The following is a 15,577-nucleotide window of genomic DNA, read 5'->3' on the forward strand; positions in this document are numbered from 1 at the left end:
ATAGGCATAGGCTGATATAGCGTGGCCTATTAATCCGGTTCTACCGGGATCGCATTGAAGCTGTGACAGGGACACTTCTTTTTAACGCTCTCCGAGAAGCCATCGATGAAGAGATGGCAAGAGATCCACGTGTATGTGTGATGGGCGAAGATGTTGGTGCTTATGGCGGATCGTACAAAGTCACTAAAGATCTGTATGAGAAGTATGGGGAGCTAAGAGTTCTCGATACTCCCATTGCAGAAAATAGTTTTACTGGAATGGCTGTAGGAGCAGCTATGACTGGTCTTCGACCAATTGTTGAGGGGATGAATATGGGGTTCCTTTTGTTAGCTTTTAATCAGATCTCCAACAACATGGGGATGTTGCGGTACACAAGTGGAGGAAATTTCACTATTCCCACTGTTGTTAGAGGACCAGGGGGAGTTGGGCGCCAACTTGGGGCAGAACATAGTCAGCGGTTAGAAGCTTATTTTCATGCTGTCCCTGGAATAAAGATTGTTGCTGTAAGTACTCCAACTAATGCGAAAGGACTTATGAAAGCAGCCATAAGGGATGACAATCCTGTTCTTTTCTTTGAGCATGTTCTTCTCTATAACCTCAGTGAGGAGCTCCCAGAAGGTGATTATGTTTGCGCTTTAGATCAGGCCGATCTTGTTCAAGAGGGAAAAGATGTCACATTGATTACTTACTCACGTATGCGACACCATTGTTTAAAGGCTACTGAGCTATTGAAGGCAGATGGAATTGAGGCTGAATTGATTGATTTAATAAGTCTCAAGCCATTTGACATGAAAACAATTTCAAAATCTATAAAAAAAACACACCGTGTCATTGTTGTTGAGGAATGTATGAAAACTGGTGGAATAGGAGCAGAGTTGATTTCTTTAATTACTGAAGAATGTTTTGATGATCTTGATGAAAGACCTATTCGTCTTTCTAGTCAAGATATACCTACTCCCTATAACGGCCAATTAGAAAATCTCACAATTATTCAGCCACATCAAATAGTTGAGGCTACACAGAAGATGATTCGCAAGGGACTCTGAATTTATGGCACGCCAACAAGGCTGGTTTGCTTTGATTCTTGCGCTGGCTTTTTCTGCTGGTGCGGTTTTTATAAGCTTTCCACTTCAGTTGGGTTTGGACTTGCGTGGTGGCAGTCAGCTAACTCTTCAGGTTCAACCCACGGAAGAAATTACCCGAGTTGATAGTGAACAGCTTGAGGCGGTGAAAGCTGTTATGGATCTTCGGGTTAATGGATTAGGTGTTTCTGAATCAACTATTCAAACCATTGGTTCAGATCAACTGGTGGTTCAACTTCCGGGTGAGCAGGATCCCTCACGTGCCTCGGAAATACTAGGTAGTACAGCTTTGCTTGAATTTAGGGCTCAGAAACCTGGAACTCAAAATGAGCTTAGAAATCTGCAAAGAATTAAACGACAAGCTGAAGGAATCCTCAAATTCTATGGAGAGCGGGGAAATTCACTAAATAGCCCTTCAGATGTTGAGCTAAATACTGAGCAAATTGCTTTAGCTCAAAAAACTCTTGGTATTGAGATTACTTCTGAAAATGATGTCGATCAACTTGAACAATTGATAGATAAAGCACAATTCAAAATAGCTGAACTTTTTGAACCAGCCTTTTTTACTGGCAATTTGATTAAGGCAGGCAGTCGTCAGGAGCAAAACGGTTCTGGATGGGAAGTCACGCTTACCTTCAATAGTGAAGGCGGAGGAAAATTCGCGGACCTAACTAAATCAATAGCTGGTACAGATCGTTTACTGGGAATTGTTCTTGATGGAAGGTCTATTAGTGAAGCAAAAGTTGGTCAACAGTTCAAGATGGCTGGAATTACTGGAGGTGCGGCAACTATTAGCGGTAATTTCACTGTTCAGGATGCACGCGATTTAGAAGTCAAACTTGATGGTGGCTCTCTCCCTTTGCCTGTAGAAATCCTCGAAGTAAGAACGATTGGACCAACACTTGGAGCTGCAAATATTCGTAGAAGTCTTTCCTCGGCACTTTCTGGCCTTGCATTGGTCGCAATCTTTATGTTGCTTGCTTATCGATTAGCAGGCTTTGTGGCTGTAATTGCTTTGAGCCTGTATGCATTATTTAATCTTGCTGTTTATGCGTTAGTTCCTGTAACTCTTACCCTCCCAGGCATAGCAGGTTTCATTCTTAGTATTGGGATGGCTGTTGATGCAAATGTTCTAATTTTTGAGCGTGTCAAGGATGAATTGAGGAGAGGAAATACTCTTATTCGCTCTATAGAAACTGGATTCTCAGAGGCCTTTTCTTCAATTATTGATGGCCATCTGACTACACTTATTAGCTGTATCGCTCTTTTTTCCTTAGGTACTGGATTTGTTAAAGGGTTTGCTGCGACATTAGGAATAGGAGTGGTGTTGAGTTTATTTACTGCACTCAGTTGCACACGTACGCTTTTGAGATTTCTTATGAGTTACCAAAAATTAAGACGCCCTACAAATTTTCTACCTGCAAACCAAATACCATCTTCACAATTTTGATTAATGACCAGATCTTTTTCTTACAATTCCAATAAAAGTTCTCTAAGAATCCGGCTTTGCAGCCGCCGACATTTTGTTTGGTGGACTTCAGGAATTTTTGTTGCACTTAGCCTTTTGGGGTTGTTACTTTGCTTTTTTAATCCTTCTATTAAGGCCCCACTTCGTCCTGGAATTGATTTTACTGGTGGTACGCAAATTCAGCTAGAAAGAACTTGTGATCACTCCTGCGATGAACTTAGTACGACAAAAATTTCTGAAATTTTGAGGAATTTATCTATTTCAGAAGAAGAAACAAAATCCTTTCCAAAAATATCAGATGCGAAAGTTCAATTTCTTGATGATTCGAAATCATTAGTGCTGAGACTTCCATTTTTGTCTGCTTCACAAGGTCAATCTGTAATAGCAGCTATGGAGCCGATTGCCGGACCTTTCCAGCCTGGTGGTCAGGCTATTAATACAATTGGCCCAAGCCTTGGTGGGCAGCTACTAAAAAGTAGTTTGATATCTCTTTTGGCAGCCTTTGCAGGTATTGCTTTATATATAAGCCTTCGATATGATCAAAGATTTGCTGTATTGGCCTTAATAGCGCTGGGTCATGATGTGATTATTGTTTGTGGTGTTTTTGCTTGGCTAGGATTGCTTTTCTCTCTAGAAGTTAATAGTCTTTTTGCTGTTGCGTTATTAACAATTGCAGGTTATTCCGTCAACGACACTGTTGTTGTATTTGATAGAATTCGTGAACGTGCTCGCGTTAATTCTTCCCTGGATTTGGCAGAGCAAATTGATAGGGCAGTCTCTTCAACATTAACGAGAACTCTTTACACTAGTGGAACAACACTTTTGCCTTTATTGGCATTGATTTTCTTTGGGGGGAGTACTTTATATTGGTTTGCTATTGCGTTGGCATTGGGAGTTGTAATAGGTAGTTGGTCTAGTATTGCACTGGCTCCTTCATTATTAAGTTTAAGCAGTTCAAATATTCCAGTGCCAATTGAGACTCAATCAGAGGATAAAGTTGAGAAATAACTTGAGAAATTTTTTTTATTATACATATCGACATTTTATTCCACTAAGTTTGATTCTGGTTTCGATTTGGGATCTTCGAATAGAAATAAGACTTTTAATTGAGGACTTTACATTTAGCGCCTTGTTTTTTGCTATTGGCCACCACCCCCTAGCGATCATTGTTTTATTATTAAGTGCCTCGATTATACGTCAATATGATTAACAAAAAATGTTCTAATATTTGTACTACTTATTTGATTCACTTAGACCCATTTGTCCATTACTTTTTTAATAAGCAGGTCTTGAATACAGACTTGTAAAGTTACTGTAAGTGGTAGAGCTATCAATAGTCCAGGTAGTCCTAATAACGCACCTAAACTTAATTGTGCCATTAATGCAACCGTAGGTAATAAATTTACTGTTCGACTTAATAAAAATGGTGTTAATAAAAATGCCTCTATGTTCTGTAGGATGATTCTAAGAATTAGTACTTTTAGCATTAATATAGGAGAAATAATTAATGCAATACCTAATGGCAATAATGTTGCTGTTGTTGGTCCAATTGTGGGCAAGAAAGTAAGTATTCCACATACAAGTGCACTAAGAAGGGCTAGAGGAACTTTTAGAATTGAAAGACCTAGCCAGGTTAAGAGAAAAACGCTTGTTGCTGAGATTGTCATACCTTCTAGCCAGCCTCCCAATGCAACTCTGCAATTATCAAGTAGTGTTGAAACTTCGCTTCTAAAAGGCCTAGGGGTTGCTGAAATAATTATCTTTCGATGGGATTTGGGGTCTAATGTTAGAAGGATTGAAAGCACACTTATCAGCAGTAGTTGAATTAAGCTGTTTGCAGCATCCCCAGCGAAGCCAAGTAATTTTGCCCCATAAGGCTGTAATCTTTCCCAGTTGAATTGGTTAGGTATAGATTCTTTAATTTCAGCTAAAAGAGGTTGACTTGTAATTATTAACTGAAGCTTTGAGTCTAAAGCTGGTAAAAGTGTTCCCAGTTCTTTTACTTGTGTAATTAATTCAGGAATTAACAGCTGAAATATTAAGGCTCCAGAGATTATTAAAATAAATAGAACAAGACATAATGCAAAGCTTCGAGGTATTTTTAATTGTTTTTGTAGTTTCTGTATTAGTACATCTAGCGTAACTGCTAAAACTATTGCGCCAAAAAAAACCATAAGTACCCATCTTAACTGCCATATAAGTAAGGCTAGAAATAATAATGTTAAAAATGCAATTAATTTACGAGAAGTCATCTTGCGAGATGTTTCTTTTTCCATGGATCTAGCAAATCTTTAATGACAATTTCTTTGATCAAAACTTGAAGAACGACTGTTAATGGCAAAGCAAGTATTAATCCAATTGGCCCAAAAACCACAGTAAATATAAATTGAGCGGTAAGTGTTAATCCTGGAAGTAGCTTGACTTGATGATGCATTACGGAAGGAGTTATTAGATAACTTTCAAGATTTTGTATAAATATGTACATTCCTAAAACTGCAATCGCTTTCCATGGCTCATCAAGTAATGCTACTGACATAGGGAATATCGTACTTATAACTGGTCCTACATTTGGTATGACATTCAGAATGCCAGCTAAAATAGCATTGGCAATTACTAGTTTTACACCCAAAATTGATAGGCCAATTCCTGCTAGTAGGGCCACACATAAAGAACTAATTAAAACCCCAACCATCCAATTACTAAGGGCTTTACCGCAATCAAGAAGTATCCTTCGAGCTCTTCGTCTATAAAAGGAAGGAATCAGAAGAATTGAAACTTCTCTATAAGCAATTGGTTGAATTGAAATCATTAGACTCACAGCGAGAATAAATAGGACTTTTAAGAAAACACTTCCTACATTTCCAGCTAGATCGAGAATCTTTTTGATTCCATCCCCAACACCAGTAGCTAATGTTGAACTATCAGGTAAGGGATTAAATCCATTTGCGAAAAATTGCCTACCAATAGTTCCTTCTTGATAGTCTCCATAAATCATTTCGTTCACTTTCTCTAAATTCTCTCTGGCAATGTCTGAGAGTGCACTCGCTGCATTAGGAAGTTGAACTATTAACTGTTGGAATTCTTCTGCAAATGGTGGTAAGACAATAATAAATATAAGGCTGACGAAAATTAATATGATGGAGAGGCTAAACAGCAAAGCTATAGGCCTAGCAATTGGAATTATTGAACGTAACTTTTCTACAAGCGTGCAAAGCGCCATTGCTAGCACAATTCCAGCAAAAATCTGAATAAGTATTTCTTTTAGGCTCCATAGAATTACCCCCGCTGACAAAAGAGCCGATAGGGCTAGCCAATGGGGAAGTTTCATTCTTATTTTTTTGCAGAATTGTCGGTATAACCCATGCCATGGCTTTTTGCATATCTTTGGGCAAAACGCATGAAGCGTTCAAAGTCGACTTCTGATTTCCATGTATAAGTGGCTTCAAGAGCACTAGCCTCGCCATTTACAAAGCGAGCATTTACTTCTCTAGTAACCAATTCTCCTTCTTCGTCAATAAGAAGCATGCCTTTCAAATCTGTCAATGATTCTTTTGTGAGAGCTTCAGGGCTATCGAATATGAAGAAAGCTTGACCAGTCCTGCCGTCTCGACTTCTCGTTAGACGTATTTCAGGCACAACAGGTTCATCTATACCCCGAAAGAATTGAATCGCTGCAACTGCGTTGGATTTAGTCATGGAGTCCTGCGAAAGTTGAATAATAGTTAAAAGGTGATGTATGTCGTTAGTCTCAACTAGTTGAGAAGCCCTTCTCTAAGGAGTTTTTCAACTGCTAAATCTGCCGTCTTACCAGTTAAGTCAACTGTCTTTCTTTTGGGACTCCTTGCTAACTCATAGTCGTAGCAACGATCGTAATAATCGAGCATTGCTACGCAGGCTTGCTCCCAGTTTTCATTTTCGATAGCTGTTTTAGCCTCTTTTGTTCGCTGTGGCCCAAGTCTTCGACTAATCCTTGTAACAGCATCTATAAGAGCATCTTTATCATGATTTGAATAGACTTTCACCAATTGTTGAATTCTTTCTTTTTGTGATCGACATATTTCCAGAATCGGAGCTTTTTTCATTTGTTTGAACAATTCATTTGGGATTCTGCATCGACCTAAACTTGCACTTTCTGCTTCTAACCAAATGTACTGAGCTGGGTTTTTTTTGCAATTTTCAAGGGTTTCAGCGAGTAGATTTTCATAGAGTTCTGAGGTTGGTTGAGGAGGAAGTCCAAGACTTCCAAAACTGCTACCTCTGTGGTTGGCTAATCCTTCTAAATCAATTGTAAAAAGGCCTGCTTTTTTCATTGAATATAGAAGATCTGTTTTTCCTGTGCCAGTCTTTCCACCAATTAACTTGAGAGGCAATTCCTTTTGAAATTGTTTTAGTACCCAATTTCTATAAGCTTTATATCCTCCAATCAGAATTACAGGTTTTAAATTTAATAAATTAGCTAACCAACTAACACTTGCTGAGCGCATACCACCTCTCCAGCAATAAAGTTTTAGACAATATTTATTTATTCCATCGTTATTTGTGTTACCAACTTGCTGACTTAAAGATTGTAACTTCCCCTTTAGGACAGGAATTTTTGGCCCTATAAATTTTAATCCAAGTAATATTGCCTTTTCTCTACCTTCGTTTTTATAGCTTTTGCCTACTGTTGCCCTTTCTTCATCGCTAAATAATGGAAGACTAATGGCTTCTGGCCAATGCCCTTTATTGAATTCAGAAGAACTTCTTATATCTATTACTGGGCCATTGATCTGTCTGAAGGTTTCTATAGGCAGATAGGTTTGTAGGCCAATACCTGACATAGTGGACTTATGCCTGGTCAGTTGAGACCGGTTGCTATTCATGCTTTCTGAAAACTCCCATTCATCTGATATCAGCATTGAAGAGTTGTTAGAGCAATTCTCTAACGGCTCCTCAAGGAAACGTCGTGGCCTTATTAAATCAATAGAAGCTCGAGCTAAAGAAATTGCTTTGTTGGGGCCAGACGCATTAGCACCTTTTTCTCCTCAGGGGGATGATTGGGCTGCTGGCTGGATTCTGCAGGTTATTCACAGAAATCAACCAGATGCCATCTCAAAGCTAATTTCTCCTGACTCAACTGGATGGTTTCACACTGAGTCTCTTGAAGGAATTGATTATGCCTCTTTCCAAAGTTCTCTCCTCTCTGAAAATTTTGAGGATGCTGACCGATTTACTAGTGCAATACTTCGGCAATTAGCAGGTCCAGAAGCTGAAGAACGCGGTTATGTCTATTTTAGTGAAGTTGGAACCATGTCTGGAGTTGACCTAGTCACTTTGGATAGGCTTTGGTTTGCTTACTCCCAAGGTAGATTTGGCTTCTCAATTCAGGCTCGCCTTTTAAACTCACTAGGAGGTCGTTACGATCGTTTGTGGCCTCGAATTGGCTGGAAAGAAAATGGAGTATGGACTAGATATCCGCATGCTTTTTCATGGTCAATAACTGCCCCAGAAGGGCATATGCCTCTTGTGAACCAACTTCGCGGGGTCCGTTTAATGGATGCTCTTTTGAATCATCCTGCACTTCTTGTACGTCGAGAGGAGGGGACTTCTGGCTCAACATTTTCAAATTAACCCTTTAGCAACTATTTTGAAAAAGGATTAAGGCAGTAATGATGCGTATCAGCTCATTCAAAGCTGTTCAGCATCTATATTCTTTTTGTGTTCTTTTAGTGTCAAGGAAATTCCGGTGGGCTGACTTTTCATTTCCTTCAACACTTCAGCTATCTTCGTTCCTTGAGATTCTTATGGAGCCTATTTCTCAAAGTGAATCTACTGAAAAAATACAGCTGGGTCTTCAAGAAGCACTTGTGAATGCTGTTTTACATGGCAATAGTGGAGACCCTTCAAAACATTTAAGGGTTCGTCGAATACTTACTCCAAATTGGTTTGTATGGCAAATTCAAGATGAAGGAAAAGGAATCCCAATAGATGAACGGTGTGCATCATTGCCTACTGATCTTGATGCTAATCATGGGCGCGGACTGTTCATAATTCATCATTGTTTTGATGATGTTCGTTGGAGTCGCCGAGGTAATCGTTTGCAGCTAGCAACTCGACGATGAAATAATTAGCGATCAGGACAACTAGGAGCTTTTATTTCTCGTTTTACCCATCGCATTGATTGATTTATAAGCTCAGTGATATCAGCTTCTTTCCCACCAGAGATAAGTTGAACCAGTGCTCCAGCAAGTAATTCTGCAGCTCTTCTGTTTGGGTCGTTTTTATATTTATGCCAATTTTTATCGTTAAGGCTTAGTTGAGCATGGAGCTTAATGGAAAGATCTTGAGCCTTTGATGGCCATTTCGTCATTGGTTTAATCACTCTTCGTTAGAACAATATTAATCTTTTAAAATAAGACAACGATGCTACAGGCATTTAGTAATAGTAGCGACGAGATCTTTGTATGTTAACTAGGCCATATAGTTGAATTATAGGTTACATGTTGATTTGACTTATAACTTAAGTCCTTTAAGTGACTAATTATTGACTTTTATGGGTTTAGTTGCACTCCATACTCTTGTCATAAAGTAAGATTCTGCAGTTATAGATTGAAAGCCACTATTAATTAACTTTTCGTCAATATCATCATTTATATAGTCACGGTAATAAGGCTCATGAAAGACCTTATGAAAATCTTCCATGATAGGAGAGAACTGAGGTGAGTCAGCAATTTGAATTGAGTCGGCTAGTACTAGTACACCTCCAGGTTCTAGTACTCTCCAGCACTCTTTAAGTACATTTTGCCTCGCATTCTTTGGTAGTTCGTGTAATAGAAATACACATGTTAAAGCTTGCATGCTTTCATTTGGGAAAGGCATTTCCTCTGCATTGCCTCTTATTAATTGTGCAAACTCTTCACCTCTAGAGTTTAGATATCGACTTGCTTGTCTAAGATAAGCTCCTGAGAGGTCTATTCCAATTAATTCTTCGTCCTTTAAGGCACTTCGTATTTGTTTTAAAGTTCGGCCTGTACCAGTTGCAACATCAAGTACTTTCAAACTTTCTTTTGGCCTATTGCTGAACCTTTTAAGACCTCTTTTTAATGGGGCAATAATTCTCCTTCGCATGGAATCTGCTGTTCCATTAAAAAGAATTTCAACTTGTAAATCATAAAGTTCTGCTGAATAATCACTAAGGTACCCATCTGTTTGATGATGAAAATTTTGAAGGTAATAGTCTGGGTATACATTTTTGTTTATTTTAATGGGTATATCTCTAGTTCTTTTTTGTTTCCTTCTTTGCCAGGTGGAAGGCAGATCGAACCAAATTAATGGGTATCTTGCTGCCCATTCAAGCCAGGGTGCATCAAATAGTTGACTTTTTGGATATATGCCTTGTTCAGCATCAAGCCAGTCTAATTTTTCCAAAGCGGCAACTGAGCGACGAAGCTCATAAAATAATTCTGCAGGTATAGGTTTTGTATTTGGGATAGCATCTGGTGCTATCAATTCCATCAATTTGGAGCTCAAATGTTTATGGGCAAGTCCTGCAAGTCCCTTGCCCTGTTGAAGTGTTTGATAGGCGATCTTTGTGAAGTTTGTCTCAGCCATAAATGCTGTTATGAGTCTTTTGCTGCTCTTGCCTAGACTCTACTGTGAAAAAAAGGATTCTAATTGTTTTAGTTATAGTTTATTAATTGAATTCTATTGATTTCTGCTTGCGTTATTACATGAGCTGTTCCTTATCCTTAAACTAGATCAAAATTGCGTCGTATTTGATTTAAATTTTCCTGGACAGTTTTTGATTGGGATTCTTATTAGTACTTCCCTGATTTCAATCCAATTGTAGTTTGGCTCTATTTTTTTTAATCCGTGAATGGATTCCTTAATTAGCTTCGATGCTTTTTTGGCTTCTAAGCATATTTTGTTTTTGTCTTCTCCACGTAAATACAATTCTAAATCCTCTAGACTTTTGTTAACAAGCTCTAATTCCTTTTCTGCATTCTTTCTTCTTAATGATCCTGCTTCTATAGTTTCTAGCAGTGTTAATAAAAATATTATTAGAGCTAATATATTTAGTAGAATTCTGAAATTGTATTTCAAAGATCTCCTGACAATTTTTAATCTAGTCTTCGCTCCCATTAATTAGTTCATAAAATGGTAATTTATCAATAAAAGATCTAAGCAGTATTTAGACCTTTTATTGATAAATGATTTTATTTAAATATTGAAATATAGATTGTCAATTATGCGTCGTAATACATAACGAACTCATGTGGGTGAGGCCTTTGACGCAATTGTTGGACTTCTTCGTATTTTATCTGGATCCAATTGTCTATGAAATCTTCGCTAAAGACACCTCCCTCAGTAAGATATTTATGGTCTGACTTAAGATAACTAAGTGCTCCATTTAATGAAGATGGGACTGTTGCAATATTTGCCAGTTGTTCTTCTGGTAATTCAAATAAGTCAACATCAACACCATCCCCAGGATCTATTTGGTTTTTGATCCCATCTATTCCAGCCATCATCATTGCACTGAAAGCTAAATATGGGTTTGCCATTGCATCACCTGGGCGGAATTCAAACCTCTTTGCTTTTGGATTAGGTCCAGTTAGGGGGATTCTTACAGCTGCTGATCGGTTGCCTTGGGAATAAACAAGATTTACTGGGGCTTCAAAACCAGGGACAAGACGTTTATAACTATTAGTTGTTGGGTTGGTAAATGCTAGGAATGATGGCGCATGTTTCAGGATTCCGCCGATATACCACCTCGCAGTTTGTGAAAGGTTTGCATATGTTCCTTCTCCAAAGAAAAGAGGTTGTCCACTTTTCCATAGACTTTGATGAACGTGCATACCAGTACCATTATCATTGAAAACTGGCTTTGGCATAAATGTAGCTGTTTTGCCATATTTTTTGGCTACATTTCTTACTACATATTTATATGTCATTACGTTGTCGGCTGCGTTAATTAATTCGGCAAATTTCATTCCTAATTCATGTTGTCCTGCACCGGCAACCTCGTGATGATGTTTCTCTATAGGTATCCCTAGTTGACCCATCTGGAGCAACATCTCTGATCTAATATCTTGAGCGGTATCGTTAGGTGCTACAGGGAAATATCCTTCTTTAATCTGGATCTTATAGGCAAGGTTTCCTCCTTCTTCAATCCTTCCTGTGTTCCAAGGTGCTTCGATTGTGTCGACGCTGTAGAAACATCCTCCTTCGCTGGAGTTATAACGAACATCATCAAACAGGAAAAATTCAGGTTCGGCCCCGAAGAAGGCTGTATCTGCAAGGCCAGTGGAGGCGAGGTGATTAAGAGCTTTTTGAGCTAATGATCTTGGGCACCTTGCATAAGGTTCTCCACTGCGTGGCTCCTGAATTGAGCAGATCAAGCTTAAGGTTTTATGGCGATAAAAAGGATCTATCCAAGCTGTATTGGCATCAGGCACCATGGCCATATCTGATTCGTTAATTGCCTTCCATCCGCGAATTGAGGATCCATCAAAAGCAAGTCCACTAGTAAATGCTTCCTCATCAACCATGTCAGATGTGACAGTTAGGTGTTGCCACTTGCCATGAAGGTCTGTGAATTTTAGATCAATTAATTCAATGCTTTCATCTTTTATTTGACGGAGGACGTCCTGGGGAGATTTGCCCATGGGTATTGGCTAACTAAGTAGAGATAGTTTTTAAAGTTAGTAAGTGTGTGAAACTAGTTTTGTATCAATAAGTACCATTTTGTATTCTTTTTTGGCTTGGAACAAGTTGGGTCTCAAGTCCTTGAATTTTGGTAGGTCTTGGTTCTTGAATCCTCATTTGCTGTTATATCCCATTGCAATCTCTCAAAGAATTTTCGCGGCTTAATGCTTGCCTGTTTAGGCTCAGAACTAATTGACCTTTACCAGGGCCTTGGTGACTCTCCAAACCTTTTTCCCTGTTGCTGAAGACCACCACAAAGTTTTTGGACAAATATCCGTCCCCACAAGGCTTTTGCTTGGGCCTGGTCCATCTAATGCACATCCGGATGTTCTAAAAGCACTAGCTCTACCACCTGTTGGGCATTTGGATCCTTTTTATGTTGATTTAATGAGTGAAGTTCAAGAGTTGCTTCGCTATGCCTGGCAAACGGATAACCGCTTAACTCTTCCAATGAGTGGTACTGGGAGTTCAGCTATGGAAGCAACAATAGCTAATACTGTTGAGCCAGGGGACAAGGTTTTAATAGCAAATAATGGATATTTTGGAAGTCGCTTAATTGATATAGCAGAAAGATATCGAGCCGATGTTGTGACTATAGAAAAGCCTTGGGGTGAAGCATTCTCACTAGGTGAAATTGAAGAAGCAATATTGCTCCATAAACCTACGGTTTTGGGAATAGTTCATGCAGAAACGTCAACAGGTGTCTGTCAACCAATGGAAGGGATTGGTGGCCTTTGTAAAAAACATGATTGCCTTTTGCTTTTAGACACAGTCACTTCACTTGGAGGAGTACCTCTATTTATAGATAAATGGGGGGTAGATCTTGCTTATAGTTGTAGTCAAAAGGGATTAAGTTGTCCTCCTGGACTTGGTCCTTTTACAATTAGCTCTAGGGCAGAAGAAAAACTCAATTCACGAGTAGGCAAAGTGCCTAACTGGTATTTAGATGTATCTCTTTTGAATAAATACTGGGGTAGTGACCGCGTCTATCACCACACAGCGCCAGTAAATATGAATTTTGCGATGAGAGAAGCACTACGGCTTCTTTCTGAAGAGGGTTTAGAAAACTCTTGGACACGTCATAGAACTAATGCTGAACGCCTATGGGACGGGCTTCAGAGCCTTGGGTTAGAACTTCATGTCCAAAAAGAGTTACGGTTGCCTACATTGACGACTGTTCGCATCCCTGATGGAATAAATGGGAAAGCCTTTACTCTTCATTTGTTAAATAATTTTGGTATAGAAATAGGAGGAGGTTTGGGGGCTTTGGCTGGGAAGGTATGGAGAATTGGCCTAATGGGTTACAACTCTACGTCTGAAAATGTAGATAAGTTACTTAATCTTTTTGATACAGAATTGTCTAGTTTTTAAGTTTGGATTTACGCCTTAACTTGAACCATTGTTCAAGTTGTAATCTTACATCTTCACTCAAAATTCCACCTTTGACAATCATCTTGTGGTGAGCACTTTTTTCCTTGGCTAAATTTAGTGAACCACCTAAAGCGCCTCTTTTTAGGTCTGAAGCCCCATAAATGATTTGTCCCATTCTTGCCTGAATGAGTGCTCCTGCACACATTGGACAAGGTTCTAAAGTAACGATTAAGGTGCAATTATTGAACCTCCAGTCGTTTTGTATTAGAGATGCTTGCTTAAGAGCAATGAGCTCTGCATGCCCAAGGGGATCTTTTTCTCTCTCTCTGCAGTTGCTTCCACGGCCTATGCAATGGCCTTTACTATCAAGTATGACAGCACTTATCGGAACCTCCCCATACAAACCAATATTTTGAGCTCTTGTAAGGAGCTTGAACATCCATTCTTCACTTTGCAGTGTGCTTAGCTCAATGGGTTTAGACAATGGGTTATCTCTGAATTAATGCCTGATCAAACAATGCTATTAAGAGGGAAAATGAAATTAGGTTTTCTGTAGCTCTTGGCTGGTAACAAACATATAAAGCCAGGTCCTTCATTAGAACCGTTTGCTTCTCCTGATCATTTAGATCTAGAGCTGCAATCGTTTCTCGAAGATGCCTCATCTCGCCTTTGCGATTGGTTCGGAAAAGCAAGTCAGAATGGCCCATTGCCAGCACTTAGTGTCATGCCAGGGGTGGCACCTGCGCTTGATGGTTTGACGAGAAAAGCTCTTTTGGATGATTTGCAATTAATTATGGATGGAGCATTTCAACCATCTCATCCAGGGTCATTAGCTCATTTAGATCCACCTCCTTTAACAGCATCGATAGTCGCAGATTTGATATGTGCTGGTCTTAATAACAACCTTTTGGCAGAAGAACTTTCTCCTAGCCTTTCGAGACTAGAGAGAATGCTTTGCCAATGGTTCACTAAACGTCTTGGAATGCCACCTCAATCAGGCGGTGTTGCGGCCAGCGGTGGAAGCCTTAGCAATCTTATGGCGTTAGTCGTAGCTCGTCAGTATTTAGGTCTACAGAATGAACCTAAAGCTGTCGTTTTAGCGAGTGAAGATGCACATGTGTGTTTAGCAAAGGCAGTCAGAGTAATGGGCCTTGATGAAGACGCTTTACAAAAGGTAGGTACCAATAATGAGGGTCAGATTTCAATTGAGTTACTCCAATCCCATTTAAATAGGCTGAGATCTGAAGGTAGAAAATGTTTTGTTTTGGTAGCAACTGCAGGTACAACTGTGCGTGGGGCGATTGATCCGTTAGTAGAACTAGGTCGATTTTGTGCTCGAGAAGATCTTTGGTTTCATGTCGATGGTGCTATCGGAGGAATCTTCGCGCTATCGAAACAAACCAATTCGATTGTTAATGGTATTTCTTCAGCCGATTCGGTGACTATTAACCCACAGAAGCTTTTAGGGATTACAAAGGCATCATCGTTGTTGCTTGTAGCTAACCGATTAAATTTAATTCAAACTTTTTCTACTGGATTGCCATACATCGAACCTGCATGGGGAGAGGATGCTCATGGAGGCGAGATGGGAATTCAGGGCACTAGACCGGCGGAAGTTTTAAAATTATGGCTTGGATTGCGACAACTTGGGGAAAAAGGAATTGAACGGTTGCTTAAGGATTCAATTGATCGACGTAGATCTTTTCAGAAGCAGCTTGATGTATCAAAACTAAGTGTGATTACAGGACCGCTTCATTTGATTTCATGTACTCCGAAATCTTTTAACCAAAATCAATCAGCTAGATGGTCTAAAGAAACTCGACGGAGCTTATTAGATGAGAAATTTATGCTTTCTAGGCCTTTTCATAATGATCGTTATTACCTTAAAGCTGTTATGGGTAACCCACATACTCAGTTGACTCACCTTAGTAAATTGGCGAATTTGTTGAACCATTCTGTCGGGATTTAA

Annotated in this window: 16 protein-coding genes; 7 read left to right on the forward strand and 9 right to left on the reverse strand. The window is 39.3% G+C overall.

Features of this window, described 5'->3' with window-relative positions; all coding sequences use genetic code 11:
- Window positions 1-62: 62 nt before the first annotated feature.
- Genes SOI82_RS01175 through secF form a run of 3 tightly spaced genes read left to right on the forward strand, consistent with a single transcriptional unit; the run spans window position 63 to window position 3,558 of the window.
- A complete protein-coding gene (locus SOI82_RS01175) occupies window positions 63-1,046 on the forward strand; it encodes a pyruvate dehydrogenase complex E1 component subunit beta (protein WP_320667574.1) in 984 nt (327 codons plus the stop codon).
- A gap of 4 nt (window positions 1,047-1,050) precedes the next feature.
- A complete protein-coding gene (secD, locus tag SOI82_RS01180; RefSeq protein WP_320667575.1) occupies window positions 1,051-2,532 on the forward strand; it encodes a protein translocase subunit SecD in 1,482 nt (493 codons plus the stop codon).
- Window positions 2,533-2,535: 3 nt separating this feature from the next.
- On the forward strand, window positions 2,536-3,558 hold the full coding sequence (secF, locus tag SOI82_RS01185; RefSeq protein ID WP_320667576.1) for a protein translocase subunit SecF: 1,023 nt from the start codon (window positions 2,536-2,538) through the stop codon (window positions 3,556-3,558).
- 242 nt (window positions 3,559-3,800) lie between these two features.
- Here the strand turns inward: secF and SOI82_RS01190 are convergent, their stop codons facing one another.
- The 4 genes from SOI82_RS01190 to mnmH are packed head-to-tail and all read right to left on the reverse strand — an operon-like array spanning window position 3,801 to window position 7,370.
- Window positions 3,801-4,802, reverse strand: a complete 1,002-nt coding sequence (locus SOI82_RS01190) for an AI-2E family transporter (RefSeq protein ID WP_320668437.1) — start codon at window positions 4,800-4,802, stop codon at window positions 3,801-3,803.
- Complete coding sequence (locus tag SOI82_RS01195) at window positions 4,799-5,878, reverse strand: AI-2E family transporter (RefSeq protein ID WP_320667577.1); 1,080 nt, start codon at window positions 5,876-5,878, stop codon at window positions 4,799-4,801. The genes SOI82_RS01190 and SOI82_RS01195 overlap by 4 nt, the downstream gene beginning before the upstream one ends.
- Window positions 5,879-5,880: 2 nt before the next feature.
- Window positions 5,881-6,246: a photosystem II reaction center protein Psb28 gene (gene psb28 / locus SOI82_RS01200; RefSeq protein ID WP_320667578.1), complete on the reverse strand. Its 366-nt coding sequence runs from the start codon at window positions 6,244-6,246 to the stop codon at window positions 5,881-5,883.
- Window positions 6,247-6,302: 56 nt separating this feature from the next.
- Window positions 6,303-7,370: a tRNA 2-selenouridine(34) synthase MnmH gene (gene mnmH, locus SOI82_RS01205; protein ID WP_320668438.1), complete on the reverse strand. Its 1,068-nt coding sequence runs from the start codon at window positions 7,368-7,370 to the stop codon at window positions 6,303-6,305.
- Between the two features lie 40 nt (window positions 7,371-7,410).
- Between mnmH and SOI82_RS01210 the strand changes: the two genes are divergently transcribed.
- Complete coding sequence (locus tag SOI82_RS01210) at window positions 7,411-8,160, forward strand: GUN4 domain-containing protein (RefSeq protein WP_320667579.1); 750 nt, start codon at window positions 7,411-7,413, stop codon at window positions 8,158-8,160.
- Between the two features lie 38 nt (window positions 8,161-8,198).
- The gene (locus tag SOI82_RS01215; RefSeq protein WP_320667580.1) at window positions 8,199-8,651 is read left to right on the forward strand and encodes an ATP-binding protein; all 453 of its coding nucleotides are present in this window, start codon (window positions 8,199-8,201) and stop codon (window positions 8,649-8,651) included.
- 5 nt (window positions 8,652-8,656) lie between these two features.
- On the opposite strand, the gene SOI82_RS01220 is transcribed toward SOI82_RS01215, so the two are convergent.
- The 4 genes from SOI82_RS01220 to glnA form a co-directional block, all read right to left on the reverse strand.
- Entirely contained in the window at window positions 8,657-8,899 is a 243-nt protein-coding gene (locus SOI82_RS01220) for a DUF6439 family protein (RefSeq protein WP_320667581.1), read from the reverse strand.
- Between the two features lie 167 nt (window positions 8,900-9,066).
- A complete protein-coding gene (locus SOI82_RS01225; protein WP_320667582.1) occupies window positions 9,067-10,140 on the reverse strand; it encodes a class I SAM-dependent methyltransferase in 1,074 nt (357 codons plus the stop codon).
- A 147-nt stretch (window positions 10,141-10,287) separates the two neighbouring features.
- The gene (locus SOI82_RS01230; protein ID WP_320667583.1) at window positions 10,288-10,671 is read right to left on the reverse strand and encodes a hypothetical protein; all 384 of its coding nucleotides are present in this window, start codon (window positions 10,669-10,671) and stop codon (window positions 10,288-10,290) included.
- 104 nt (window positions 10,672-10,775) lie between these two features.
- The gene (gene glnA, locus SOI82_RS01235; protein ID WP_320667584.1) at window positions 10,776-12,197 is read right to left on the reverse strand and encodes a type I glutamate--ammonia ligase; all 1,422 of its coding nucleotides are present in this window, start codon (window positions 12,195-12,197) and stop codon (window positions 10,776-10,778) included.
- A 250-nt stretch (window positions 12,198-12,447) separates the two neighbouring features.
- Between glnA and SOI82_RS01240 the strand changes: the two genes are divergently transcribed.
- Entirely contained in the window at window positions 12,448-13,608 is a 1,161-nt protein-coding gene (locus SOI82_RS01240; RefSeq protein ID WP_414153516.1) for a pyridoxal-phosphate-dependent aminotransferase family protein, read from the forward strand.
- Here the strand turns inward: SOI82_RS01240 and SOI82_RS01245 are convergent.
- A complete protein-coding gene (locus SOI82_RS01245) occupies window positions 13,598-14,047 on the reverse strand; it encodes a nucleoside deaminase (RefSeq protein ID WP_320668439.1) in 450 nt (149 codons plus the stop codon). The two genes, SOI82_RS01240 and SOI82_RS01245, sit on opposite strands and share 11 nt — an antisense overlap.
- Window positions 14,048-14,167: 120 nt before the next feature.
- Between SOI82_RS01245 and SOI82_RS01250 the strand changes: the two genes are divergently transcribed.
- Window positions 14,168-15,577, forward strand: coding sequence for a pyridoxal phosphate-dependent decarboxylase family protein (locus SOI82_RS01250; protein WP_320667586.1), 1,410 nt, complete (start codon window positions 14,168-14,170; stop codon window positions 15,575-15,577).

Origin of the sequence: Prochlorococcus sp. MIT 1307, from assembly GCF_034092395.1 — a bacterium.
GTDB lineage: Bacteria > Cyanobacteriota > Cyanobacteriia > PCC-6307 > Cyanobiaceae > AG-363-K07.

Bases quoted from the DNA above. Each gene is read 5' to 3' on its own strand.
- secD (WP_320667575.1), top strand. From the start codon at position 1,051: ATGGCACGCCAACAAGGCTGGTTTGCTTTGATTCTTGCGCTGGCTTTT.
- secF (WP_320667576.1), top strand. From the start codon at position 2,536: ATGACCAGATCTTTTTCTTACAATTCCAATAAAAGTTCTCTAAGAATC.
- SOI82_RS01190 (WP_320668437.1), bottom strand. From the start codon at position 4,802: ATGACTTCTCGTAAATTAATTGCATTTTTAACATTATTATTTCTAGCC.
- SOI82_RS01195 (WP_320667577.1), bottom strand. From the start codon at position 5,878: ATGAAACTTCCCCATTGGCTAGCCCTATCGGCTCTTTTGTCAGCGGGG.
- psb28 (WP_320667578.1), bottom strand. From the start codon at position 6,246: ATGACTAAATCCAACGCAGTTGCAGCGATTCAATTCTTTCGGGGTATA.
- mnmH (WP_320668438.1), bottom strand. From the start codon at position 7,370: ATGTCAGGTATTGGCCTACAAACCTATCTGCCTATAGAAACCTTCAGA.
- SOI82_RS01210 (WP_320667579.1), top strand. From the start codon at position 7,411: ATGCTTTCTGAAAACTCCCATTCATCTGATATCAGCATTGAAGAGTTG.
- SOI82_RS01215 (WP_320667580.1), top strand. From the start codon at position 8,199: ATGATGCGTATCAGCTCATTCAAAGCTGTTCAGCATCTATATTCTTTT.
- SOI82_RS01220 (WP_320667581.1), bottom strand. From the start codon at position 8,899: ATGACGAAATGGCCATCAAAGGCTCAAGATCTTTCCATTAAGCTCCAT.
- SOI82_RS01225 (WP_320667582.1), bottom strand. From the start codon at position 10,140: ATGGCTGAGACAAACTTCACAAAGATCGCCTATCAAACACTTCAACAG.
- SOI82_RS01230 (WP_320667583.1), bottom strand. From the start codon at position 10,671: ATGGGAGCGAAGACTAGATTAAAAATTGTCAGGAGATCTTTGAAATAC.
- glnA (WP_320667584.1), bottom strand. From the start codon at position 12,197: ATGGGCAAATCTCCCCAGGACGTCCTCCGTCAAATAAAAGATGAAAGC.
- SOI82_RS01245 (WP_320668439.1), bottom strand. From the start codon at position 14,047: ATGTTCAAGCTCCTTACAAGAGCTCAAAATATTGGTTTGTATGGGGAG.